This window comes from Streptomyces adustus (assembly GCF_009377175.1).
GTDB lineage: Bacteria > Actinomycetota > Actinomycetes > Streptomycetales > Streptomycetaceae > Streptomyces > Streptomyces adustus.
The window spans coordinates 1-22,075 of the sequence record NZ_VJZD01000010.1 but is presented as its reverse complement, the minus strand read 5'-3'; the positions used below and the strand labels follow the sequence as shown (position 1 = coordinate 22,075).

Here is a 22,075-nt window from a genome sequence, read left to right as displayed (position 1 = left end):
AGCAGTGCGCAACCCCACCGTCGTACGCTCCGGCGACGAGGACGTCCTCACCGCCCGCGAGCTGTACCGCTTCTACCGCGCGGGCGAGGAGGAGACACTCGCGCTGCGCGGGGTGTCGCTGTCGGTGCGGCGCGGTGAGACGGTCGCCGTCGTAGGACCCTCGGGGGCGGGCAAGTCCACCCTGCTGGCCATTCTGGCAGGTCTCGACGAACCCTCCGGAGGAGAAGTCCGCGTCGACGGCGTCCGCGTCAGCCACCGGCCCGAGACGGAACGGGCCCGGCTGCGCTCCCGTCACATCGGCGTCCTGCTCCAGACCCGCAACCTGCTGCCGCACCTGAGCGTGCGCGACAACGTCCGGCTGCCGCAGCAGGCCGGTGGCCGCAAGCCCACCGTCACGGCCGACGAGCTCCTGGCACAGGCGGGGATCGGCGAGCGGTCCCACGCCCTGCCCCGCCAGCTGTCCGGCGGCGAACTCGCGCGGGCCGGACTGGCCGTCGCCCTGGCGAACTCCCCTTCCGTCCTCCTGGCGGACGAACCCACGGGTGAACTCGACGGCGAGACCGAACAACTCGTCCTCACCATGCTGCGGCAACGGGCGGCGGAGGGCTGCGCGGTGCTGATCGTGACACACAGCGCGGAAGCAGTCCGCATCGCCGACCGGGTCATCGCCCTCGACGACGGAAGGGCCACCGACAGGCCGTCCTCTGCTGCCCCGGGGAGAACCCATGATGCCGCCCGATGACGCACTCGTGACCTGCACCGACGCAGCCCTCACCTTCGGCCGCGACGCGCAGGCGGTGGTGGCGGTGCACGGAGCGAACCTGACCATCCGTGCGGGCGACCGGCTCGCCGTCGTCGGATCGTCCGGCTCGGGCAAGAGCTCGCTGCTGCACCTGATCGCCGGACTCGAACAAGCCACCACCGGATCCGTCACCCGAGCCACGGATGTCGAGCGGAGCGACATCGGGCTGGTCTTCCAGAACGACAGCCTCATTCCCGCGCTGAACGTGGCCGAGAACGCCGCCCTCCCGCTGATCCTCGCCGGCCATCCCGAGAAGGAGGCGCAGCAGGCCGCTCTCACGGCACTCGACCAGGTCGGCGTACGGCACCTGGCCGACCGGCTGCCCGAAGAGATCTCCGGCGGCCAGGCCCAACGCGTGGCCGTCGCCCGCGTACTGACCCAGGCCCCCCGCCTGATCCTCGCCGACGAACCCACCGGCCGCCTCGACCACGCCAGTGGCGGACGCGTCCTGGACGCCCTGCTGGCCGCCGCGGACCTGACGCGGGCCGCACTCGTCGTCACCACCCACGACCCGTCCGTCGCCGCCCGGCTCGCCCGGCGCCGCACCATGCGCGACGGACGACTGCTCGCACCCGAGGAGACGCCATGATCACCGCATGGGCGAAAGGCCTGACCCGTCACCGCACCGGACGGCTCCTGGCCGCCCTGGCCGGCGTCGCCCTGGCCGTCGCCCTGATCGCGGCACTCGGCTCCTTCCTCACCGCGTCGAAGGCGACCATGACCCAGCGCGCCCTGCGCTCGGTCGCCGTCGACTGGCAGGTCCAGGTCCAGCCCGGCGCCGACCCGAACACCGTCCTGTCCCTGGTCCGCAAGGCCCCCGGCACACAGACCGCGCTCCCGGTCGGCTACGCCCACACCACCGGCTTCAGCGCCCAGGCGCACGGCAGCACCCAGACCACGGGGCCCGGAATCGCACTCGGCCTGCCCGACGGCTACCGCGACCGGTTCCCCGACGCGATCCGCACGCTCGCGGGCTCCCCGACCGGCGTCCTGCTCGCCCAGCAGACCGCGTCCAACCTGCACGCGGCCCCGGGAGACACCATCACCGTCGGGCTCCCCGGCGTCGGCCGCCGCCAGGTCACCGTGAACGCGGTGGTCGACCTGCCCCAGGCCGACTCCCTCTTCCAGACCGTCGGCGCACCCAGCCAGTCCCAGCCCACCGCGCCGCCGGACAACGTCGTACTCCTGCCCGCCGCACAGTTCGCCGCCCTCACCCACGGGGCCACCGCGACCACGACACAGATCCACGTCGCCCGCGACCACACCCACCTGCCCACCGACCCCGCGGCCGCCTTCACCACCGTCACCGGCGCAGCCCACAACCTGGAGGCCCACTCCGCGGGCACCGCACTCGTCGGCAACAACGTCGGCGCCGCCCTGGACTCCGCCCGCCAGGACGCCCTGTACGCCCAGGTCCTCTTCCTCTTCCTCGGCGTCCCCGGCGCCGTCCTCGCCGCGGCACTGACTGCCGCGGTCGCCTCCGCGGGCGGTGACCGCCGCCGCCGGGAACAGGGGCTGCTGCGGCTGCGCGGGCTGCGCCCCGGGCAGATCACCGCGCTCGCGGCCCTGGAAGCAGCCCTGATCGGCCTGCTCGGCGGTCTCGTCGGGCTGGGCACGGCCGCCCTGACCGGACACCTCGTCTTCGGCGCCGCGTCCTTCGGTGCCGGCCGTGCCACCTGGCCGCTCTGGTACGGCGTCGCCTTCGCCCTCGGGGCCGCGGTGGCCGCCGGAGCCGTCCTCGTACCCGCCCTGCGCGATCTGCGCACCGTCACCGTCGCCGAGACCCGTAAGGAGAACAGTCCCCGGCGTACCCCCTGGTGGATGCGCTACGGCCTGGACTTCGTCCTGCTGGCCGGCTCGTGGCTGGTCTTCCGCGCCTCCTCCGGCAACCAGTACGCCCTCGTCCTCGCGCCCGAGGGCGTGCCCACCATCTCCGTGTCGTACTGGGCCTTCCTCGGGCCCGTACTGCTGTGGATCGGCGCAGCCCTGCTCGTGTGGCGCCTCACCCTGCTGGCCCTCGACCACGGCCGCCCCGCGCTGACCCGGCTCGCCCGCCCCCTGACCGGGAACCTGGCCGGCACCACTGCGGCCACCCTCTCGCGCCGAAGCCGCACGCTCGCACGGTCGGTGGTCCTGCTCGCCCTCGCCGTCTCCTTCGCCGTGTCCACCGCGGTCTTCAACGCCACCTACCGGCAGCAGGCGGAAGTCGACGCCCGGCTGACCAACGGCGCCGACGTCACCGTCACCGAACCTCCGGGCGCTCACATCCCACCGACCGAGGCAACCGCTTTGCAGGTCAGCGGCGTACGACACGTCGAGCCGCTCCAGCACCGGTTCGCCTACGTCGGCTCCGACCTCCAGGACCTCTACGGCGTCCGCCCCGACACCGTCACCCGGGCCACCTCGTTGCAGGACGCCTACTTCGCAGGCGGGACCGCGCAGCAGCTCATGCGCAGCCTGGCCCGACGCCCGGACAACCTCCTGGTCAGCGAGGAGACCGTGCACGACTTCCAACTCCGGCCCGGCGACACCGTCAACCTCCGCATCCAGGACGCCCGGACCAAGGCCCTGCGCACCGTCCCCTTCCACTACGCCGGAGTGGTCAAGGAATTCCCCACCGCCCCCAAGGACAGCTTCTTCGTAGCCAATGCCGCCTACATCACCCGGACCACCGGCAACGACGCCGTGGGTGCCTTCCTGATCGACACAGGCGGCAGCCGGCAGCAGCAGATCGCCGCTCACCTGCGCAAGCAACTGGGCAGCGACGCCACCGTCACCGATCTGACCCAGACCCGCGGCACGGTCGGCACCAGCCTGACCTCCGTCGACCTGGCCGGCCTCACCCGCATCGAACTCGCCTTCGCGGTACTGCTGGCCGCCGGAGCCGGAGGACTGGTCCTCGCCCTCGGACTCGCCGAACGGCGCCGCACCTTCGCCATCGCCACGGTCCTCGGCGCGACGAAACGGCAACTGCGCGGCATGGTCCTCACCGAGGCCCTCCTGCTGGCCGCGCCCGGCCTGGCCGCGGGCACCCTCATCGGCTGGGCCCTGTCACAGATGCTCGTCAAGGTCCTCACCGGCGTCTTCGACCCCCCGCCGGCCACGCTGGCCGTCCCCGGCGCCTACCTCACCCTCACCGGGCTCGCCGCCGTCACCGCCGTACTGGCCGCGGCCCTCAACGGCATCCGCAGCTCCCGGCGCCCCGCCGTGGAGGAGCTGCGCGACATGTGAACCGGAGCTGCGCGACATGTGAACCACGCCGAACGAGCCGCAACGATCGAAGAACTCACCAAGGGACCTACGCTGGCGACCATGGGCACGTCCACGGCACCGGACCGAAACAGCCTGCGCGTCCTCGTCGTGGAGGACGATGAAACCATCGGCCACCACCTCAAGACCGGCCTGCGCGGCAACGGCTACGCCACGGCCTGGATCCGCACCGGCGTCGCCGCTCTCACCGAGGCAGGCACCTCCTCCTACGACGCCGTCCTGCTCGACCTCGGCCTGCCCGACATCGACGGCCTGGACGTCGCACGGGACCTGCGCACCCGGTTCCCGGACCTGCTGATCGTCATCCTCACCGCACGCACCGACGACATCGACATCATCGCCGGCCTGGAGGCCGGCGCCGACGACTACCTGGTCAAGCCCTTCTCCCTGACCGTGCTCCTCGCCCGCCTGCGTGCCCATCTGCGCCGCCGAGCAGCCACACCCACCGAGCAGACCCCGATACACCTGCACGACCTCGTCGTCGACGCGAAAGCCCGCCGGTGCACCCTCCACGGCGAGGAGATCAGACTGCGCCCCAAGGAGTTCGAACTGCTGGCCACGCTCGCCCGGCACCCGGGAGAAGCCGTCGCACGCGAGACCCTGATGGCCGAGGTGTGGGACGAGAACTGGTTCGGTCCCACCAAGACGCTGGATGTCACCATGGCGGGCCTGCGCCGTCAGCTCGCCCAGGCCGCGGAGGCGGCGAGGCGCCCGTGCCGACTGCCGCGCGTCGTCACACTGAGAGGACACGGCTACCGGCTGGAACTGTGACGGCGACTACAAAGCTGTAGTCGTATAGTGGCTTGTCCGAACCCCTCCCTCCGAGAGAGTCTCGCGGACCACCGGTGCGCCGACCAGGGAGAGCGGAGAACTCTGGCCGTGGAGCATCTAGGGGCAGGCTGTGGCTTTGATTATGGTGTGTGAGGACGACGCTGCGGTCCGTGACGTGCTCAAGCGCGCACTCGAGCACGACGGCCATACGATCGCCGTCGCTTCCACGGCGGACAGCCTGCTGCGGCACCTTGAACCCGTCCCTCAGCTGATCGTCCTGGATCTGGGGCTCCCGGACGCCGACGGCCGCGACGTCTGCCTGGCGCTGCGGGCACGCGGCGTCGACGCCCCGGTGCTGATGCTCACCGCCCTGGACGGCATGCATCACAAAGTGGGCGGCTTCGAGGCGGGAGCCGACGACTACATGACGAAACCGTTCGACATCCCGGAGCTGCTGGTGCGGGTCCGCGCCCTGCTGCGCAGAACGACCGCGACGACCCCACCCAGGGGCGTCGTCCTCGATCCGGCGAAACACGTCGTGAGGCACGGTTCGACGAGCGAGAACCTGACGCCGACCGAGTTCCGGTTGCTGGGCCGGCTCATCGCCTCGCAGGGCGACGCCGTACGCCGCCACGCCCTCGTCGCCGCGGGCTGGCCGCATGGCGCGCACGTCAGCGACAACACCCTTGACTCCTTCGTGCGCCGGCTGCGGACCAAACTCGGCGCTCTGGGCGTGGCCGATCGCCTGGCGACGGTCCGTGGGGTGGGCTATCGATGGGAGTGACGGGTTTCCGCGGGAGGGTCGTCGCGCTCGCGGTTCTGATCGCGACAGCGGTGGTCGCGGTGCTGGTGGTGGTCTCACATGTGTTGCTGAGCCAGGTGACCGACGCCGACGCGAACGCTCTGGCGCACAGCCGTGCGGAGGCGGTGGCGGCGAACGTGGCCGTACGCGGTGGCCGCGTCGTGCTGATCGAGAGCGGAAACGAAGCGCTGGACACGGTCTCATGGGTGTACGCCGACGGGCACCTCATCGACGGGCTCGTGCCGGATGGTGACGTCGCCCGCGTCGACGCGCTCGTCGGCTCCGGGCAGTCCCGGACCACCCTGGTCGGCAGTCACCTCCTGTACGCCCGGCCGATCCGGCTCGAAGGCCACCACGTCATGGCGGTCGTGCGGGTGGATCTGACGCCGTACGAGACGTCGGAGCAGCGCAGCCTGACGATGTCGCTCATGCTGGGCGGCGTCGTGATCCTGCTCGCAGGCGCCGTCGCACACGTCGTGGTGGGTCGTGCGTTGCGGGTGGTCCACGACATGGCCGCTCTCGCCGACGACTGGGGCGATCACGAACCCGGACGCCGGTTCGACCTCGGCGTTCCGCGCGATGAGTTCGGGGAGCTCGGGCGGACCCTCGATCGCCTGCTCGACCGTGTGGACAACGCGCTCGCGGACGAGCGCCGGCTCACCGACGAGATCGCCCACGAACTGCGAACGCCCTTGACGGCCCTGCGGGGCGAGGCGCAACTGGCGCAGCTCTCCGGTCATCGTCTGGCACCGGAGTCCGTCCTGACCGAGGTCGACCGTCTGAACACGGCGATCACGACGATTCTGGGTTCCGCCCGGACACGGATCGACGGCGGTACGCGTTGCGATCTCAGGGCGGCGGCCCGACAGGCGATCGCCGGGCGCTCCATCGAACTCGCCGTCCCGGCCGACGTCGACGTCGCCGTGGCCACGGAACTCGTCGTGGCCGTGCTGTCCCCCCTGCTGGAGAACGGCCTGCGGCATGCGAGTTCGCGCGTGTGGGTCACGGCGCGCATCCAGCCGCAGGGGGTCGTGATCGATGTCCTCGACGATGGCCCGGGATTCGATCCGGCGGAGGTCGACCGGGTCTTCGAAGCGGGCGTGACCAGCGGCGACGGGCACGGGTTGGGGCTGGCCGTGGTCAAGCGTCTCGCCGCGTCCGCGGGAGTGGCGGTCCGTGCGATCGCGGACGGCCACGGTCGCGTCGAGGTGACCTTCCCCACCCCGGAGGCGATCGCGTAGTCAGGTTGCGTGCAGGTCGGCCGAGCCAGCCTTGCCGCATGACGACGACGAGCGAGACCCGCACGGGCCGCAGCGGGCGGCTGCTGCTGAACAAGGTTCCCGAGGTCACCATCTGGTTCTGGGTGATCAAGATCCTGTGCACGACCGTCGGTGAGAGCTTCGCCGACTGGATCAACATGAAGCTGGGCGTCGGCCTGGTGAACACGGCCTGGATCTTCACCGCGGTGTTCGTGGTGGTGCTGGGCGTCCAGCTGCGGCTGAAGCGGTACGTCCCCTTCCCGTACTGGCTGACCGTGGTCGTCGTCAGTGTCACGGGCACCCTGTACACCGACATCCTGACCGACCAGCTCAATGTGCCGCTGTGGATCAGCACCGCGGTGTTCTCGGTCCTGCTCGCCGTGGTCTTCGGCGTGTGGTGGCTGCGCGAGCGCACCCTCTCGATCCACTCGGTCAACACGCTGCCGCGTGAGTCGTTCTACTGGCTCACCGTGCTCGTCACCTTCGCCCTCGGCACCGCGACCGGCGACTGGACCCTCGAACTGACCGGCTGGAGCCCGGGAGCCTCGGTCCTGCTGCCGCTCGGCCTCATCGCGGCGATCACGCTGCTGTGGAGGTCCGGCGCGAACCCGGTGCTGTCCTTCTGGCTCGCCTACATCCTGACCCGCCCGCTGGGCGCCAACATCGGCGACTGGCTCGCCTCCCCGAAGGTCGCCCAGCCGGGCGAGCCGACCGGACTCGCGCTCGGCACCTTCACCACCAGCCTGATCTTCCTCGGCCTGATCCTGGCGACTGTCGTCTACCTGACGGTGACGCGCTCCGACGTGACCGAGACCTACGACGCCACGCACACCCCGCAGACCACCGCCGACCCGCGCAGGGAGCGCGTCGCGCTGGCGGGCTTCGGCCTCCTCGCCGTCGCCACCACGGGCCTGCTGGTCTGGGCGCACAGCCAGCCGCACGTCGGCCCGGCGCCGGAGGAGGATGCCACCTCGACCGTTCACCTCGCCCCTGGCCAGGCCGTGAAGAAGTTCCCGGCCACGAAGGTCGACGCGCTGAAGGCACTCGCATCGACCTCGCTCAAGGACGCGCAGTCGGGGAACGCGACCGGGGCCCACGCGGCCGCCCAGTCGCTGCGCGACCTCTGGGACGCCGACCAGGACACGTTGCAGCCGCTGGACAACACCGGCTGGACGTTCCTCGACGCGCAGATGGACCAGGTCCTGAAGACCTTCGGCATCGACCACTCGAACCCGCCGATGTCGCCTGCACAGCAGGAGGCCGAACTCAACACCCTCCTCACGGACATGCGCTGAGGACCTGATCGGCGCACGGTACCGGCGGGTCAGCGGCCGATCTCCTCGGCCAGGGCGAGGACGATGCCCGAGGGGCCGTGGAGGTAGCAGAGGCGGTAGATGTCCTTGTACTGCGCCACCTCGCCGATCAGTTCGGCGCCGTGGCGGCGCAGGCGGGCGATGGTGTCGTCGATGTCGTCGACGGCGAACATGACCCGGTGCAGGCCCAGCGTGTTCGGCGGCGGATTGTGGGATCCGTCGCCGATCGCCGTGGGGGAGTGGTACTGCGCGAGCTCCAGCTTGCCGTGGCCGTCCGGGGTCCGCATCATCGCGATGTCGCTGCGGACCCCGTCGAGTCCGACGGCCTGATCCGCGAAGAGGCCCTCGATCTCCGCCCTGCCCTCGACCTCCATGCCCAGTTCGGTGAAGAAGGCGACGGCGGCGGCCAGGTCCTCGACGACGATGCCGACGTTGTCCATCCGCTGAAGCGTCATGACGGTTCTCCCTCTGTGTCGCGCGACCCTCCGAGGCCACCGGTATACCGGGGACGGAGCCGACGACCCATTCTCGACACCCGCGAACCGGCTCAGTGCTCACCGAGCCGTCTCCCGGCCGCGCACTCTCCTAATTCATGCCGTCGCCGGTTTCGCCGAGCATGTCCAAGGCCGCGACGACGTCGGCCGGTTCGGCGCGGGCGGTGTAGTCGGTGTCGACGAAGGCCCAGCGGATCACCCCGCCCCGGTCGATGACATACGTGGCGGGCAGGGGCAGTGTGCGGGGGTGGCTGTCGTTGACGCGCTGGAGGTCGAAGCCGAGCTTGTCGTAGACGGCGGCGAGCTCGTCGGGGAGGTCGAATGCGAGGCCGTACTGCTTGGCCGTGTCGGAGCCGAGGTCGCTGAGGACGTCGAAGGCCAGACCGTGCTTCTCGGTGAGGGTGAGCGACTCGTCGGGAATCTGCGGGGAGACGGCGACCAGACGGCCGCCACGCGCGGTGATGTCGGCATGGTGCCGCTGGAGGGCGCGCAGGGCGAGGTTGCAGTACGGGCACCACGCGCCGCGGTAGAAGGTGAGGACGACCGGGCCCGAGGCGAGCAGGTCGTCCAGGGTCACCAGGGCGCCGGTCGCGGAGGGCAGGGTGAAGCGCGGTGCGGGCTCGCCGACGGTGCGGGCACGGCCGCCCTGACCGGAGTCGGCGAGCTCCTGGGCCGCCCGGTCCATGACCTGGCGCATCTCGACGGGGATGTGCTGGTCCCGGGTTGCGCTGAGCGCGAGCAGTTCGGTGGCGAGGTCGGTCATCGGGGTTCCTCCGCATCCGTGGAACGAGCTTCTTGAAACGACCGTTCCAAGATAACGACGGCCCTGTCCTCGCGCCAGGTATCTTGGAATCATTGTTTCAAGTTGATGGGGTGGCACATGCCGGACGTCAAGCACTTCGATCCGGACGCGGCGCTGGACACGGTGGTACGGCTGTTCTGGCACCAGGGCGTGGCCACGACCGGGATCCAGGACATCGTGACCGCGACCGGCCTCAACCGCTCCAGCCTGTATGCCACCTTCGGCGGCAAGCAGGAGCTCTACCTCGCCGCGCTGGAGCGATACCGCGAGCAATGGTCCCGGCCGGCGTTCCGCGGACTCGCCGAGGACCGCCGGGGGCTGCCCGCCGTCGCGGAGTTCTTCGACGCGCTGATCACGGTGCGCTGTTCGGGCGCGTACGCGCGCTGGGGTTGCCTGGTCTCCAACGCGCAGGCCGGCGCGGAGAACGGCGACCCCGACGTCCGTGCCTTCCTCGACCGGCACCACGAGGAACTGCGGGAGGCCCTGCATGCGGTGCTGCTCGTCGCGGAGGCGGAAGGCCAGTTGGCTCCCGCCACCGACCCGGCCACGGCGGCCGACCTGCTGGCCTTGCTCACCTACGGCGTCAACCTGCGTTCCCGCGCGGGCGCCGAGGCCGGTTCGCTGAGCGCGACCGTGGTTGCCGCACTGGGGTCACTCGGCGGCCGTCCGGCCGAGTAGCCGTCATCCCTGACGGGATCGAGACGCGTCGGGTGACGGTGAAGCCGATGCTCCCTCTCGGATCTCGTGCAGCGCCTCGTCGAACATGCTGCGGGCGCGGGTGAACCAGTCCGTCAGTACGGCGATCTCCTCCGGCCCGTAGTCACCGAAGAGGGCCGCCAGTCGCTGGTAGACGGGGCCGTAGATCTCGACAATGCGCCCCTGGGCGGTCTCCTCCATGACCACGTACACCCGTCGACGGTCGCTCGGGTCCGCGGTGCGCCGGATGTAGCCGGCCTTCTCCAGGCGGTTCAGCACGCCCGTGACCGCTCCCGTGGTCAGCCTGGCCCGCTCCGCGAGATCGCCCGCGACCAGTGACTCGCCCGCCGTGGAGGCCTCGATGAGGAAGCCCAGGCAGGTGAGGTCCGTGACGTTCAGACCCATCCGACGGGCGATGTCCTGCTGTCCGAACTGGGCGGTGGCGATCATCCGGTCCATGGCATAGAGGGCCTGGTCTGCCGTTGCGGCCGGGCGCGTCTTGTGATCGCTCACGAGTCCCCTTAGTATCTAAGATAATTAGCTCGCGAGATAAGAGATCTCACGGCGGGTCAGCCCTACCATCTTCACAGCCCAGGGAGCACGATCATGTTCATCCACGGTGACGACGAACACGACCTGGGCCACACTGTCGCCGGCTGGACCGGTGTGGGCATCGCGGTGCCGGGATTCGGGCTGTGCGGACTCGCGACGGTCAGGGCCTCGGGGCTGCTCGCGCTCGGGGGAGTGGCGGTACTGGTCCTGGCGCTGCTGACCACATGGATGCTGCACCTGGCGGGCTGGGGCAAGCCGACCGGCCCGCGCCCGGCCGCCCAGTGGGACTGGCGCGTCAGGGACCTCGCCGCCCGGGGCGGACACCCGGACTGCCTCGGCTGCCGCCTCGCCGGGCGACATGCACCCCGCCGACAGGTGGCAACCCGAGCCGAGGAGACGGTCGTTGCCGCCGTCCTGTCGGCCGACCACGGATGAACCGTCCCGGGTGCCACCGGTGGCACCAGGTCGCCTTCGTGTCCGAGTGTGACCCGCCCGGCGGTGCGGGGGTGGTCAGACGATCTTGACGACGGTGCCCGCGTCCTCGAGTGCGGTCAGCTCGTCGGGGGGTGCGGTGGTGTCGGTGACGAGCGTGTGCAGGAGCGCGGACGGGCCGACGTAGGCGAAGGCGGTGTGGCCGAGTTTGCTGCCGTCGGTGGCGAGCAGGACCCGGCGTGCCGAGGTCATGGCCGCCCTTTTGACCGCGGCGTCGTCGAGGTCGTACGCGGTCAGGCCGTCGGCCGCGCTCAGTCCGCAGCAGCCGATGACGGCTGTGTCGAAGCGCAGCGCTGCCAGGGAGGCGAGGGTGAGGGGGCCGGTGAGGGCTCCCTCGGCGGCCCGGGGCTGTCCGCCGGGCACGATCAGCGTGGCCGGGCCGGGTGCCGTACTGAGCAGGTTGATGGCTTGGAGGGACAGCGGCATGACGGTGACGGGGCGGTCGCGCAGCAGGCGGGCGACTTCCAGGCAGGTGGTGCCGCTGTCGAGCAGGACGCTTTCGCCGTCGGCGATGAGCGCGCAGACCTCGGCGGCGATCCGGCGTTTGGCGTCGACCGACTCGTTGGTGCGCAGCGCGAAGGGGGGCTCCTCGCCCCTGAGCAGCAAGGTGCGTGCCCCGCCCCGGACGCGTTCGAGGACGCCCTGGGCCGCCAGGGTGTCGAGGTCGCGCCGGATGGTCATCTCCGAGGCGCCGGTCAGCTCCGCGAGCTCCTGGACCGTGGCGGCGCCGGAGTCCCTGACGGCCTTCGCGATCAGCCCGTGCCGCTCTGCGTTGCTCATACGGGGATTGAACACCACCGCGCAATGAACATGCAACGTGTTCAATTTCAAGGCTTTCGAACATTCAACTTGTTCGTTACGGTGAGCGGTATGGAACGTTCGCTTCGAGCCGCCCGTGTGGCTACCTATGTCTACTTTGTCTTGTGCGGCACCTTGATGGGTGCCTGGGTGGTGCACATTCCCGCCGTCGAGGAGCGCGTGGGTGTCAGCCACGCGGCACTGGGCGGCCTGCTGGTACTGCTCGGGCTCGGGGCCTTCGCCGGGATGCAGGTGGCCGGCCCCCTGGCCGACCGCTTCGGCGCGCGCGTCGTCGTTCCCGCCAGTGGTGTGCTGTGCGGCGCGTCCCTGATCCTGCCCGGTCTCGCCCGGGACCCCTGGACGCTGGCGGGGGCCCTGTTCGTCTTCGGGTTCTGCAACGGCTGCCTGGACGTGAGCATGAACGCCCACGCCGTGCACGTGGAGAAGGCCTACGGACGGCCCGTCATGTCAGGCTTCCACGCCACGTTCTCCGTCGGCGGTGTCGTCGCCGCGCTCGTCGCGGCCGGTGCCGCGAGCGCCGGCCTGACCCCGGTCGCCAGCATGGCCGCCATGGGAGCCGTGGGCATCGTCGTCGCCCTGGTGTCGATCCGTGCGCTCCTGCCGTCCGCCCCCAACGCCGAGAGCTCCGACTCCCCGCCGGAGACCGAGGCGGTACCGGACACCGCGCCCGGCAGCGCGAGGGGACGCATCTGGCTGCTCGCCGTCCTGGCGCTGATGGTCATGCTGTGCGAGGGCGCCGCGAACGACTGGAGCGCTCTGCACCTGAAGGACGTTCTCGGCGCACCCGCCGGGACGGCCGCCTTCGCCTACGGCACGTTCGCGGCGGCCATGACCATCGGCCGGCTGCTCGCGGACCGCCTCGTCGCCCGGTTCGGCTCCATGGCGATCCTGCGCCACGGAGCGGCGATGGCCGCCGTCGGCATCACGCTCGTGGCTCTCGCCCCGTGGATGTGGGCCGCGTTCATCGGCTGGGCGCTGTTCGGCCTGGGCCTGTCCGGCACGGTCCCGCAACTGTTCAGCGCGGCCGGTCACGCCGACCCCGCTGCCGCCGGGGCCAACGTCTCCCGGGTCGCCGGGCTCGGCTACGTCGGCATGCTCGCCGGACCCGCCGTCATCGGCTGGCTCACCCACCTCGTCCCCCTCAACCACGCCTTCGTCCTGCTGACCCTGCTGTGTGTCACCACCGCCGCGGCCGCCGGGATCCTGCGCACCGGATCCGACCGCATGCCCCGCACCGAGATGGCCACCGCCGACCGCTGACCGCTGGTGCGGCACGGGCCTGACCCCGTGCCGTACCAGCCTCCATCTCCCCGACTGCCGGGGCTGGGCCCGAACTCGCCCGACACCTGCGCAAGTTCGCAGCGCGAGGGGCTAGACGGCGGGGCGAGGCCTGGTCTCCTCGGCCACCCAGGCGAGGTAGGCCACTGAGCCCCCGGTCACCGGGACGGTGATCCACTCAGGCACCTCGTAGCCGTGCTGCTCGGACACCCACGCCTCCAGCTCGGGAAGTCGCTCGGCGGTCGTCTTGTACGAGATCCGCCACTCCTGGGCAGTCTCGACGGCATCGTTCCACCAGTACACCGCGGTGAACGGCTGATCGATGTGCGCGCAGGCGGCCAGCCGGTTCTCGACAGCGCCACGCGCGAGAGCCTCAGCCCGCCGTGCGTCGTCGATGGTCGTCTGCGCAATCACGATGTCGGTCATGCGGCTGCTCTCCCCAGGTCGGCGAATTACGAAGCCTGCCGTGGTTCGCTAGCCGCAGCTCTCGTCAGGCCAGGCGCCTATTGTGGCGGCTGGGAGCGCCCGAGGAATCGCGTGAGCGCGGCGATCGGCCCGAGGGGGTCGGCGTAATCGACGGTCTCCTTCTCCTCGAACGAGCCGTCCTGGCGCCGAATGGTGGTGCGCTGACTGCGCTTGATGCCGCCGGTGCGCAGCAGGTAGACGGAGCGAGACGAACACGAGCTGGGCGCGCTTGGCGGCACCCCGTCCGAAGGCGGCCGAGGCGCTGGGGCTGGTCCTGCTGTCCGTGGTGACGGTCGTCGGTGCGGCGGTCACCTGGACGCTGATCCCGAGGTCGGTCAGACGCTGTACCCGCCGTCCACCCCCAGCGCCTGACCGGTGATGAACCCGGCCCGGTCCGAGGCGAGGAAGGCCACCGCCTCCGCGATGTCCTGCGCCTGCCCGAACCGGCGCAACGGTATGTTGCGGCGGGTGACGGCGAGGGCGCCCTCGTCCAGCTCGCCGGAGCTGATGAGGCGGCCGGCGATGCCGTCGGTGAGCATGCCGGGGGCGACGCAGTTGACGCGCACGCCGTATCGTCCCTCCTCCGCGGCGAGGGCACGGGCGACGGCCTCGACCGCCCCCTTGGCGCCCGAGGACAGTCCGTCGCGGACGGGGAACCGCCGCGTGGCGACCGTCGTCACGGCGACGACGCTGCCGCGGCTCTCCCGCAGCAGCGGCAGCGCCGGGTGCACCAGATCGAAGAACGCCACGGCGTCGGCCTCCAGCTGGGCACGGTACTGGCCTGGCGTGACCTTGCTCAGATGCGTCATGGGTACGTGCGGTCCCGCGGCGTACACCAGGGTGTGCAGACCCCCGCCGCGGCGGGCGAGGTCGTTGACGGCCCGCGCGGTGGCCTCCTCGTCGGTGAGGTCCACCCGCACCGAGCCGACGAAGCGGCCGGAGGCCCGCACCTCCCCGGCGAGCGCGTCGGCCTTCTCCTTGTCGGAGCGGTAGGTGAAGGCGACCGCGCTGCCGCGCCCGGCGAGGAGCCGGACGACCGCCGAACCGATGCCGCCGGTGCCGCCGGCGACCAGAGCGACTCCGTGCCGCTCGGAGAACTCGTTCAGGAACATGCGTCACAGCCGAGGGATTCGGCGCTGATGACCTTCATGGCCTCACTGGTCCCTGCGTAGATACGGGTGATGCGCCCGTCCGCCTACGGACGGGCGATCGGGTACTCCCGTACATAGCCGTAGTCGCCGAACAAGTGAAGGCAGCGACCGACCGCGCGGGCGGGCGTCACGGCCGCGGTGCCGGCGGCTGCTCGGAGCTTGTTCCTTGGCCTTCGATGCTCTGTGACGTCGAACGGGTCCGTCTGCCAACGAAGTCGGACCGGATCCCTGGGAGAAGCCAGCCGCGCTGCACCGGCTCACACCCGCGGCGGACATGAGGCCGACGTCGAACTCCTGGTGTGTCAGGATCTGCTGCTGTGACCAGCGATCCTCTTGCCAACCTGGACGATGTGCCGTGGGCCGAACTTCAGCACTCCTACGGCAAGGCCGACGACGTCCCTGGACACCTCCGGGCGATGCAGGCTGGGGACTGGGAGGGCCAGTACCCGCCGAGTGCGCAGCTCGCGAACCACATCGTGCACCAGGGCACGCGATCGCAGGCTGCGGTGTACACCGTTCCGTTTCTCGTGCGGATGGCGCTCGACCCGAGATTGGTCAACAGGCACCGGTTCGTCGCTCTGCTGGTCGCCATCGCGATCGGACTGGACAACAACCATCTGCCGAACGCCTACGACCCTCGGGAGGACCGCGACAACCTGGCAAACCTGCGAGCTGAAGCCGACGACTGGGCCCAGTGGATCGCCGAAGCCACGGACGACGAGCAGCGCGAGCAACGCGAAGCGAGCTGGGAGCAGGTACTCATCGACGCCGAAGCGATCGTGCTCTCCTACGACGCCGTTCGGGAGGCGCTTCCCGACCTCGCCGTCCTGCTGACCTCGGACAGCCCTGAGCTGCGCGCCGAGACGGCGAATCTCTTCGCATGGTTCCCCGAGTCCGCGGCGACCTCGATTCCGCTGCTGAAGGCGTTCGTCGTCGATGAAGCCTCGCCCGGCGCTGCGGCGACGGGCCTGGTCGCCCTCGGGCTGCTCGGCGATCCGGCGACTGTCCCCTTCATCGAGGGCTACCTGGACAGCCCTGTCACCGAGCTGCGCTGGGCCTCCGCCTTCGCGCTGACACGGCTCGGCATCGCCGGCCCGGCCGTCGTCGACGTGCTGATCGAGGTTGTCGCCCGGCCGCCGGAGAGGGCTGAGACCATGTCGTTCCTGAGCGGCTCCTACGGCAGCCTCGCCGCGATGGCCCTGGCCGAGACGTCCGAGGGCACGACGCTCCGGGCGGTCGAGGCCGTGCTGGTCGGCCTGGCCGACTGCACGGGCGTCGAGAGGTGGCACGACAGGTACTACACAGCACACAGGCTGTTCACGCTGGTCTTTCCGGGCGAACCCGCCCAACGGCCACAGTCCTTCGGAGACCTGAGCGACGTGCAGCAACGTGTCGTGCGGTTCGTCGTCGACCAGGACGCCGATGGCTGGCCCTCTGGCGGAATGGATGCTCTGAGGCGGTGGAAGGTGCCGACGGAACGCTCCGCTCTGCGCCTATACGTCGGGGGTGTTTAGGTCGGCCGAAAGGCCGACATCCGATGTCGGGTGCCGGTGAGGCCGAATCGGATGACGGGCGGCCGGGGTGGTGGCGCAGTGGTCGCCGGACACATGCCGCGGGTGGGACCGGGCCGGGCTGGTGGTGGTAACCGTGAACAAGACGGCCGACGCGCTGTGCTCGACGAGGTTGGGGCCGACCTGATCACTGCCTGCCGGACCGATGCGGCAGCGGGCTGCCGACAGTCTCGCGGTGGCGGCTGCTTTCATCGACGTTGCGCCGCCACAATGGGTTCGTGCCGAGCGCAGTCGGCACGAACCCGCCCCGGCTCTTCACCGGTGGCCTTCGAGCAACTGCTCCGCCTCGGCGACCGTCAGGACCCCCGTACCGTGAGCCACCGCTTCTCCCTCCTTGAGCAGGACGTAGGACGGGGCTCCGGTGATCTCGTAGCGGCCGGTCGTCCGCGGGCAGCGTGTGATGTCGGTGCGGACGACCGTCAGACGGTCCTGGTACGTCTCGGCGATGTCACCCATGACCAGGTCCATCGCCCGCGAAGGCTCGATCGCCTTGGGCCATGCCCCGGTGAAGTAGGCGAGGACCGGGGCCGCGCTCATCCTGAGGATGAAATCGAACTCCGCGTCCTCACGCGGTTGGTGAACCCGCTGCACCATGGAAGCTCCTGACCTTGCGTTCCGTCGTTCCACCCCCATCATCCGGTACGGGCATACCGTGGAGATCACCCGACGTGACCGTGCCGTGGCCGGTGACGGCTCATGGCGTCGGCGGAGTGGTGGCGCAGCCCAGGCCGGAGCGGCAGGCATCGCGATAGGAGGTCTCGTAGGCCCGTTCACCGGCGACCTTCGCGCTGCTCAGAATCCCGCAGACGACGACAACCATCACGATCTGGGTGATGGTGATCACGTGGGCCCGACGGACCGCGCCCACGACCGAGGCGACCAGGGCGGCGACCGCCACGAACGCGGCCTCGTGCAGGTAGGGACCCGGCGGCACGCCGTGGCTCTGCGGATCGAACGACCAGTAGGTCGCGGCCCAGGACAGCCAGATCAGCGCGAGAGCCGCCACCTCGACCACCGCCAGGGCCACGGCTATGGCCACGAGTCGACCTCTGCGCTCGGGATCCGCGTTCATCCGGCAAGGGTCGCCCGCGCGGCACACGGCGTCATGAGTACCCGTACTCAGCCCCTGGCCGTGACCCGGGGCCGTCCCCTCGGATCAGCCGACGGCCGGAGCCTCGGCGACCGGCGGCGTGACCGGGGCGGCTGCCGCCGAGGCCTCGGCGGTCACGGGGTTCAGCAGGTGGGCGATGCTGCGGGCGGCGGCGGTGACCTCGGCGTCGGAGGCGTCGAGGCCTTGGGCGGCGAAGTAGGTGAAGTTGACGCTGAGCAGGGCCATGCGGATGCGCAGCGCCTCCTCGACGGACGCGCCCGGGCCGGTGAGGGCCTCGAACAGGGTGTTCATCCGCTCGTGGACGCTCTGGTGACCAGGGTGCAGGTCCTTGATCACGCGCTGGTTGGCGAGGGCGAACCGCACCATCCGTGATCCCCGCTCGGACGCCATGTCGATCATCCGGTCGATGGCCTGTGTGAGCAGCTGCGGTCCCGGGGTCTGGGTCCGGGCCCAGGCGATCAGCTCGTCGAAGGTGGCCAGGTGCTCGGCGAAGAGCGAGACTACGATGTCCTCTTTGCTGGTGAAGTGGTAGTAGAGGGCCGCCTTGGTGACCCCGAGCCGCTCGGCGATCTCGCGCAGCGAGGTGGCTTCGTACCCCTTCTCGGTGAACAGTTCCATGGCCACGCTGCGGATCTCGGCCTTGGTGTCGCTGCCGCGTCGGTGCCCTGTCCCTGCCGCCATCGATGTCCGCCTTCTCTCGTCCCCGGGGGTTCGGCTTGCAAGCTTACCGTCCGGCAAGTAGTTTACTTAACGACAGGTAAGTGGAGTGCCCATCGAACTCTGCTTCGGCCTCGCAGTACGCGGGCCGCACCTGGAGCAGATCCCCCCTTTTTTCTCGGCGCTTCCGTCGTCCACACGCCCTGTGGACCGGGGCGTCCGTCGGCGTGGGCTGCTCGCAGTCTTGCAGTGACCGTTCGAAGAGAGGCCGTGCCATGGAGTCGACAGCAACGAAGACCGCCGAGGGGGAGGCGCCGCCCAGGTTCACCCACCGTGAGATCATGGTGACAATGAGCGGCCTGGTCATCGCGATGCTGCTGGCCATGCTCGACAACATGATCGTCGCTCCCGCGCTGCCCACCATCGTGGGTGACCTGGGCGGGCTGAACCACCTGGCATGGGTGACCACCGGCTACATCCTGGCGTCGACCGCCGCCACGCCGATCTGGGGCAAGCTCGGCGACCTCCTCGGCCGCCGCGTGACCTTCCTTTCGTCGATCGTGATCTTCCTCATCGGTTCCGTGCTCTGCGGCATGTCGCAGAACATGGGCGAGCTGGTCGGCTTCCGCGCCCTTCAGGGCCTGGGCGCCGGTGGCCTGATGGTCGGCGTGATGGCGGTCATGGCCGAGATCGTGCCGCCGCGCGAGCGCGGCAAGTACCAGGGCGTGCTGATGGCCGTCATGCCCGTCGCCATGATCGGCGGCCCGCTGGCCGGCGGCTTCATCACCGACCACCTGAACTGGCGCTGGGCCTTCTACGTCAACCTGCCGCTGGGCATCGCCGCCCTCGCGGTGTGCTGGTTCACCCTGGCCAAGCTGTCCCGCGGCACCGGCAAGGCGCGCATCGACTGGACCGGCGCGGCCCTGCTCACCATCTGGATCAGCACCCTCGTCCTGATCACCAGCTGGGGCGGCAACGAGTACGAGTGGGGCTCGGCCACGATCATCGGCCTGGCCGTGCTGACCGTGCTGGCCTTCGTCGCCTTCGTGATCGTCGAGCGCCGCGCCGCCGAGCCGATCATGCCGCTGGCGGTCTTCAACAACCGCAACTTCTCGCTCGCCGGTGCCCTCAGCTTCATCGTCGGCTTCGCCATGTTCGGCGGGGTGACCTTCCTGCCGCAGTTCCAGCAGTTCGTCCAGGGCTCCTCCGCCACCAACAGCGGCCTGCTGCTCATGCCGATGATGCTGTCGTCCATGGCCGTGTCGCTGGCCGGAGGTGCCGTGATCAGCCGCACCGGTCGCTACCGCGCCCTGCCGATCGCCGGCACCGTCCTGATGGCCGCTGGTCTGGCGCTGTTCGCCACCATGGACATCAACACCACCAGCGCCACCACCTCGCTGTACATGGTCGTGCTCGGCGCCGGCATGGGCTGCCTGATGCAGAGCACCATGCTCATCGCCCAGAACAACGCACCGCTGCGTGACATAGGCGCCGCCACCGGCGCCGCGACCTTCCTGCGCAACATGGGCGGCTCCGTCGGCGTCTCCCTGCTGGGCTCGCTCTACGCCACCACCCTCACCGACAGCGTCACCTCCCACATGAACCCCGCGGCCGGCGCGTCCGGCGGCCAGTTCGAGGTCGCCCAGATGACGCCGCAGGCCCTGAAGGGCCTGCCGGAGACGGTGCAGCACGTGTTCCAGCAGGCCGTCAGCGACGGCGTGGGCGAGGTCTTCGCCTGGGGCGCGGCCGTGGCCGCCGCCGGACTGCTGATCGCCGTCTTCATCCGCCACGTCCCGCTGCGCGGCTTCGACTCCGCCGCCAAGCCCGACGCGGCCCCCGAGGGCACCGACCAGGACACCCCCGCCCCGGCCACCGCGGGCTGACCCACCACACAACCCGAGCCGTCCGGGACGGTCCCTCAGCGGACCGCCCCGGACGGCTTTCGGTTTGTCCCGGGTCGCCACCGTCGACGGGGATCTTCGGCGTCATGGCTCGCCCGACCCGGCTCATCAAAGGTCGGGTGTCGATGACGACCTGTTGGTTGGTCGAGTGCCGGTAGTCGCCTCAGCGGAACTCGTGGACCACCTGGATCTCGCCGACAATATGGGCGTTGAAGTCGTCCAGCTCCTCGGCCGGGACCCACAGCTCCAGGATCGTCCGTCCGCCGGCCTGTTGGACGGGATACCGGCTCAAGAACTCCGACTCGACGTCGAAGCGAGTGACGAAACCCGCGCCACTGTGCTTCACGTTCCAGTCCCGTGCGATCCTGACCGCGTAGTCCTCGTTGAGGACCGGGTAGAAGATCGGCTGCTCGGGCAGTCGGGGCGGCCAGGCACGCCAGTTCAGCTCTCGCACGAGAGCCAGCTCCTTGGGGCCGGTGGGGCGCCACAGGGTCGTCGTTGCTTGCCGGCTGGTCATCTGCATCGCTCGCTGAACGTAGGCCGCTGGTACGGCGCGGATCGGGAGACCGGACGATACCGCCACCGCGAACTCGCCAGCCACGCAGTTTCCGCACCTCGGCCGGTTCCGGCGCGAGCGGTGAGACCAGGTCCGCGTGTCGGGTTGAACCGTCGGGCGCCCGGCGGCCGTTGTGCAGTCGAGACCGGTCGCGATGGCCGATCGTCGAGCCGGGGAGGATCCCCATGTCCACGTCGTCGTTCACTTCGTCGGAACCGTACGGGCGGCCCGTCCCGTACGGTCGTGCGCGGCTCGGGCCGCGCGGTCTCATGAGCCGGCGCAGGACCGGGTCGGACGCGGAAGGCCCCGCGGCGCGACCGGAGCAGCGGGCGCAGCCCGGCGGTCCCGCCTCGGAACCCCCCGCGCCTTCGGTGCCCGACGTGCTGCTCCCGCTGCCTCCTGGGTTCGAGCCGGCCGGGGCTACCGGGCCGTGGGCCGAGAGGAGTCGAGTTTCTCCTTGATCTTCTCGGCGTCCGGGTGATCGAACTCCGCGAAGATCGCCAGAGCTTGGCGCCAGCTGCCGTCGGCCGCCTCCGGGTCGCCCGCAGCCAGCTGGACGTCGCCGAGGTGGCCCAGGGTGTGCCCTTCCCCCCACCGGTTGCCGATGTCCCGGTGGGTCGCCAGTGCCTGGTCGTAGTGGTCGACCGCGCGGTCATGGGCGCCCAGCCGGTGGTGGACCGTGCCGAGCACGTCGAGGGCGACCCCCTCGACCCACCGGTTGCCTCCGGTACGCAGGACGGTCAGCGCCTGCTCCAGGCAGCGGACGGCGTCGTCGTACCGGCCCAGCCGCTGATAGGCGTCGCCCAGGTTGCTCAGCGCGATTCCCTCGCCCCAGATGTCGCCGAGCTTCCGGTCCAGCGCCAGGCCCCGGCGGCTGTACTCGACGGCCTTGGCGAACTGGCCGGCGTGCAGATAGGCGTCGCCCAGGTTGCCCACGGCCCGCAGCCTGCCCTCCGCGTCCCCGAGCTCCCGGTAGATGGTCATGGCCCGGTGGTAGTGGTCGATGGCCTCGTCGAAGCGGCCCGCGCTGCGCAGCGCCGCGGCCAGATCGCCCAGCGCCCGCGCCTCGCCGGGACGGTCGTGGGCGGCGCGCGCGGCGGACAGCCCCGTACGGGAGGTGTTGGCCCAGTCGCCGAGATGGCTGCGCAGGTAGAAGAACCCCCACAGCACGGCGGGCAGCCGCCAGGCGATGCCCGTCAGCCCGGATGCGGCGGCCTGCTGGACCGCGCCGACCAGATTGGGACGTTCGGTCTCGCACCAGTCCAGGGCCTGGTCGTGGGTGGTGAACGACAGGGGCCGGCAGGGGGCCGCCG

At 70.5% G+C, this 22,075-nt stretch carries 23 protein-coding genes; 12 read left to right on the top strand and 11 right to left on the bottom strand.

Annotation, left to right across the window (positions count from 1 at the left end; all coding sequences use genetic code 11):
• Positions 1-4: 4 nt before the first annotated feature.
• From FNH09_RS04235 to FNH09_RS04205, 7 genes are all read left to right on the top strand, one after another.
• Positions 5-742: an ATP-binding cassette domain-containing protein gene (locus FNH09_RS04235; protein ID WP_162468094.1), complete on the top strand. Its 738-nt coding sequence runs from the start codon at positions 5-7 to the stop codon at positions 740-742.
• The gene (locus tag FNH09_RS04230; protein ID WP_338017461.1) at positions 726-1,391 is read left to right on the top strand and encodes an ABC transporter ATP-binding protein; all 666 of its coding nucleotides are present in this window, start codon (positions 726-728) and stop codon (positions 1,389-1,391) included. Before FNH09_RS04235 ends, FNH09_RS04230 begins: the two co-directional genes overlap by 17 nt.
• Positions 1,388-4,033: an ABC transporter permease gene (locus FNH09_RS04225; RefSeq protein WP_152885334.1), complete on the top strand. Its 2,646-nt coding sequence runs from the start codon at positions 1,388-1,390 to the stop codon at positions 4,031-4,033. The genes FNH09_RS04230 and FNH09_RS04225 overlap by 4 nt, the downstream gene beginning before the upstream one ends.
• 81 nt (positions 4,034-4,114) lie before the next feature.
• Positions 4,115-4,843 (top strand): response regulator transcription factor, encoded by a 729-nt coding sequence (locus FNH09_RS04220; RefSeq protein WP_152885332.1) that lies wholly within the window; start codon positions 4,115-4,117, stop codon positions 4,841-4,843.
• Between the two features lie 142 nt (positions 4,844-4,985).
• A complete protein-coding gene (locus tag FNH09_RS04215) occupies positions 4,986-5,627 on the top strand; it encodes a response regulator transcription factor (protein WP_152885412.1) in 642 nt (213 codons plus the stop codon).
• Positions 5,618-6,886 (top strand): sensor histidine kinase, encoded by a 1,269-nt coding sequence (locus tag FNH09_RS04210; RefSeq protein ID WP_152885330.1) that lies wholly within the window; start codon positions 5,618-5,620, stop codon positions 6,884-6,886. Before FNH09_RS04215 ends, FNH09_RS04210 begins: the two co-directional genes overlap by 10 nt.
• Positions 6,887-6,924: 38 nt before the next feature.
• Positions 6,925-8,199, top strand: a complete 1,275-nt coding sequence (locus FNH09_RS04205) for a COG4705 family protein (protein WP_152885328.1) — start codon at positions 6,925-6,927, stop codon at positions 8,197-8,199.
• A 29-nt stretch (positions 8,200-8,228) separates the two neighbouring features.
• On the opposite strand, the gene FNH09_RS04200 is transcribed toward FNH09_RS04205, so the two are convergent.
• Complete coding sequence (locus FNH09_RS04200) at positions 8,229-8,672, bottom strand: VOC family protein (protein WP_152885326.1); 444 nt, start codon at positions 8,670-8,672, stop codon at positions 8,229-8,231.
• A 130-nt stretch (positions 8,673-8,802) separates the two neighbouring features.
• The gene (locus tag FNH09_RS04195) at positions 8,803-9,474 is read right to left on the bottom strand and encodes a peroxiredoxin-like family protein (protein WP_152885324.1); all 672 of its coding nucleotides are present in this window, start codon (positions 9,472-9,474) and stop codon (positions 8,803-8,805) included.
• 117 nt (positions 9,475-9,591) lie between these two features.
• Here FNH09_RS04195 and FNH09_RS04190 point away from each other — a divergent pair, with 117 nt between their 5' ends.
• Positions 9,592-10,191, top strand: coding sequence for a TetR/AcrR family transcriptional regulator (locus FNH09_RS04190; RefSeq protein ID WP_152885322.1), 600 nt, complete (start codon positions 9,592-9,594; stop codon positions 10,189-10,191).
• 3 nt (positions 10,192-10,194) lie between these two features.
• On the opposite strand, the gene FNH09_RS04185 is transcribed toward FNH09_RS04190, so the two are convergent.
• Positions 10,195-10,668 (bottom strand): MarR family winged helix-turn-helix transcriptional regulator, encoded by a 474-nt coding sequence (locus FNH09_RS04185; RefSeq protein WP_152885411.1) that lies wholly within the window; start codon positions 10,666-10,668, stop codon positions 10,195-10,197.
• A gap of 147 nt (positions 10,669-10,815) precedes the next feature.
• Here FNH09_RS04185 and FNH09_RS04180 point away from each other — a divergent pair, with 147 nt between their 5' ends.
• Positions 10,816-11,196, top strand: a complete 381-nt coding sequence (locus tag FNH09_RS04180) for an HGxxPAAW family protein (protein ID WP_152885320.1) — start codon at positions 10,816-10,818, stop codon at positions 11,194-11,196.
• Between the two features lie 75 nt (positions 11,197-11,271).
• Here the strand turns inward: FNH09_RS04180 and FNH09_RS04175 are convergent, their stop codons facing one another.
• Complete coding sequence (locus tag FNH09_RS04175) at positions 11,272-12,033, bottom strand: DeoR/GlpR family DNA-binding transcription regulator (RefSeq protein WP_152885318.1); 762 nt, start codon at positions 12,031-12,033, stop codon at positions 11,272-11,274.
• 90 nt (positions 12,034-12,123) lie between these two features.
• Here FNH09_RS04175 and FNH09_RS04170 point away from each other — a divergent pair, with 90 nt between their 5' ends.
• On the top strand, positions 12,124-13,332 hold the full coding sequence (locus FNH09_RS04170; protein WP_152885315.1) for an MFS transporter: 1,209 nt from the start codon (positions 12,124-12,126) through the stop codon (positions 13,330-13,332).
• A 111-nt stretch (positions 13,333-13,443) separates the two neighbouring features.
• Here the strand turns inward: FNH09_RS04170 and cutA are convergent, their stop codons facing one another.
• Together cutA and FNH09_RS04160 are read right to left on the bottom strand one after the other, a co-directional pair.
• Complete coding sequence (gene cutA, locus FNH09_RS04165) at positions 13,444-13,776, bottom strand: divalent-cation tolerance protein CutA (protein ID WP_152885313.1); 333 nt, start codon at positions 13,774-13,776, stop codon at positions 13,444-13,446.
• 374 nt (positions 13,777-14,150) lie between these two features.
• Entirely contained in the window at positions 14,151-14,927 is a 777-nt protein-coding gene (locus tag FNH09_RS04160; protein WP_152885311.1) for an SDR family NAD(P)-dependent oxidoreductase, read from the bottom strand.
• Positions 14,928-15,283: 356 nt separating this feature from the next.
• Between FNH09_RS04160 and FNH09_RS04150 the strand changes: the two genes are divergently transcribed.
• Positions 15,284-16,480 carry a HEAT repeat domain-containing protein gene (locus tag FNH09_RS04150; protein WP_152885309.1) on the top strand — a complete coding sequence of 399 codons (1,197 nt, stop codon included), beginning with the start codon at positions 15,284-15,286 and terminating at the stop codon, positions 16,478-16,480.
• 312 nt (positions 16,481-16,792) lie between these two features.
• Here FNH09_RS04150 and FNH09_RS04145 read toward each other — a convergent pair whose 3' ends face one another.
• The 3 genes from FNH09_RS04145 to FNH09_RS04135 form a co-directional block, all read right to left on the bottom strand.
• Positions 16,793-17,131 carry a thioredoxin family protein gene (locus tag FNH09_RS04145; protein ID WP_152885307.1) on the bottom strand — a complete coding sequence of 113 codons (339 nt, stop codon included), beginning with the start codon at positions 17,129-17,131 and terminating at the stop codon, positions 16,793-16,795.
• A gap of 100 nt (positions 17,132-17,231) precedes the next feature.
• On the bottom strand, positions 17,232-17,609 hold the full coding sequence (locus FNH09_RS04140) for a DUF6234 family protein (protein ID WP_152885305.1): 378 nt from the start codon (positions 17,607-17,609) through the stop codon (positions 17,232-17,234).
• An 84-nt stretch (positions 17,610-17,693) separates the two neighbouring features.
• Positions 17,694-18,329: a TetR/AcrR family transcriptional regulator gene (locus FNH09_RS04135; protein WP_152885303.1), complete on the bottom strand. Its 636-nt coding sequence runs from the start codon at positions 18,327-18,329 to the stop codon at positions 17,694-17,696.
• 251 nt (positions 18,330-18,580) lie between these two features.
• Here FNH09_RS04135 and FNH09_RS04130 point away from each other — a divergent pair, with 251 nt between their 5' ends.
• A complete protein-coding gene (locus tag FNH09_RS04130) occupies positions 18,581-20,188 on the top strand; it encodes an MDR family MFS transporter (protein ID WP_152885301.1) in 1,608 nt (535 codons plus the stop codon).
• A 181-nt stretch (positions 20,189-20,369) separates the two neighbouring features.
• Here FNH09_RS04130 and FNH09_RS04125 read toward each other — a convergent pair whose 3' ends face one another.
• Together FNH09_RS04125 and FNH09_RS04120 are read right to left on the bottom strand one after the other, a co-directional pair.
• On the bottom strand, positions 20,370-20,723 hold the full coding sequence (locus FNH09_RS04125) for a hypothetical protein (protein WP_152885410.1): 354 nt from the start codon (positions 20,721-20,723) through the stop codon (positions 20,370-20,372).
• A 459-nt stretch (positions 20,724-21,182) separates the two neighbouring features.
• A partial coding sequence (locus FNH09_RS04120) for a tetratricopeptide repeat protein (protein ID WP_152885299.1) occupies positions 21,183-22,075 on the bottom strand: 893 nt, incomplete at its 5' end.

What these genes read in the sequence shown, in the direction of transcription:
- FNH09_RS04230 (WP_338017461.1), top strand. Translation starts at nt 726, where the DNA reads ATGATGCCGCCCGATGACGCACTCGTGACCTGCACCGACGCAGCCCTC.
- FNH09_RS04225 (WP_152885334.1), top strand. Translation starts at nt 1,388, where the DNA reads ATGATCACCGCATGGGCGAAAGGCCTGACCCGTCACCGCACCGGACGG.
- FNH09_RS04220 (WP_152885332.1), top strand. Translation starts at nt 4,115, where the DNA reads ATGGGCACGTCCACGGCACCGGACCGAAACAGCCTGCGCGTCCTCGTC.
- FNH09_RS04215 (WP_152885412.1), top strand. Translation starts at nt 4,986, where the DNA reads ATGGTGTGTGAGGACGACGCTGCGGTCCGTGACGTGCTCAAGCGCGCA.
- FNH09_RS04210 (WP_152885330.1), top strand. Translation starts at nt 5,618, where the DNA reads ATGGGAGTGACGGGTTTCCGCGGGAGGGTCGTCGCGCTCGCGGTTCTG.
- FNH09_RS04205 (WP_152885328.1), top strand. Translation starts at nt 6,925, where the DNA reads ATGACGACGACGAGCGAGACCCGCACGGGCCGCAGCGGGCGGCTGCTG.
- FNH09_RS04200 (WP_152885326.1), bottom strand. Translation starts at nt 8,672, where the DNA reads ATGACGCTTCAGCGGATGGACAACGTCGGCATCGTCGTCGAGGACCTG.
- FNH09_RS04195 (WP_152885324.1), bottom strand. Translation starts at nt 9,474, where the DNA reads ATGACCGACCTCGCCACCGAACTGCTCGCGCTCAGCGCAACCCGGGAC.
- FNH09_RS04190 (WP_152885322.1), top strand. Translation starts at nt 9,592, where the DNA reads ATGCCGGACGTCAAGCACTTCGATCCGGACGCGGCGCTGGACACGGTG.
- FNH09_RS04185 (WP_152885411.1), bottom strand. Translation starts at nt 10,668, where the DNA reads ATGGACCGGATGATCGCCACCGCCCAGTTCGGACAGCAGGACATCGCC.
- FNH09_RS04180 (WP_152885320.1), top strand. Translation starts at nt 10,816, where the DNA reads ATGTTCATCCACGGTGACGACGAACACGACCTGGGCCACACTGTCGCC.
- FNH09_RS04175 (WP_152885318.1), bottom strand. Translation starts at nt 12,033, where the DNA reads ATGAGCAACGCAGAGCGGCACGGGCTGATCGCGAAGGCCGTCAGGGAC.
- FNH09_RS04170 (WP_152885315.1), top strand. Translation starts at nt 12,124, where the DNA reads ATGGAACGTTCGCTTCGAGCCGCCCGTGTGGCTACCTATGTCTACTTT.
- cutA (WP_152885313.1), bottom strand. Translation starts at nt 13,776, where the DNA reads ATGACCGACATCGTGATTGCGCAGACGACCATCGACGACGCACGGCGG.
- FNH09_RS04160 (WP_152885311.1), bottom strand. Translation starts at nt 14,927, where the DNA reads ATGTTCCTGAACGAGTTCTCCGAGCGGCACGGAGTCGCTCTGGTCGCC.
- FNH09_RS04145 (WP_152885307.1), bottom strand. Translation starts at nt 17,131, where the DNA reads ATGGTGCAGCGGGTTCACCAACCGCGTGAGGACGCGGAGTTCGATTTC.
- FNH09_RS04140 (WP_152885305.1), bottom strand. Translation starts at nt 17,609, where the DNA reads ATGAACGCGGATCCCGAGCGCAGAGGTCGACTCGTGGCCATAGCCGTG.
- FNH09_RS04135 (WP_152885303.1), bottom strand. Translation starts at nt 18,329, where the DNA reads ATGGCGGCAGGGACAGGGCACCGACGCGGCAGCGACACCAAGGCCGAG.
- FNH09_RS04130 (WP_152885301.1), top strand. Translation starts at nt 18,581, where the DNA reads ATGGAGTCGACAGCAACGAAGACCGCCGAGGGGGAGGCGCCGCCCAGG.
- FNH09_RS04125 (WP_152885410.1), bottom strand. Translation starts at nt 20,723, where the DNA reads ATGACCAGCCGGCAAGCAACGACGACCCTGTGGCGCCCCACCGGCCCC.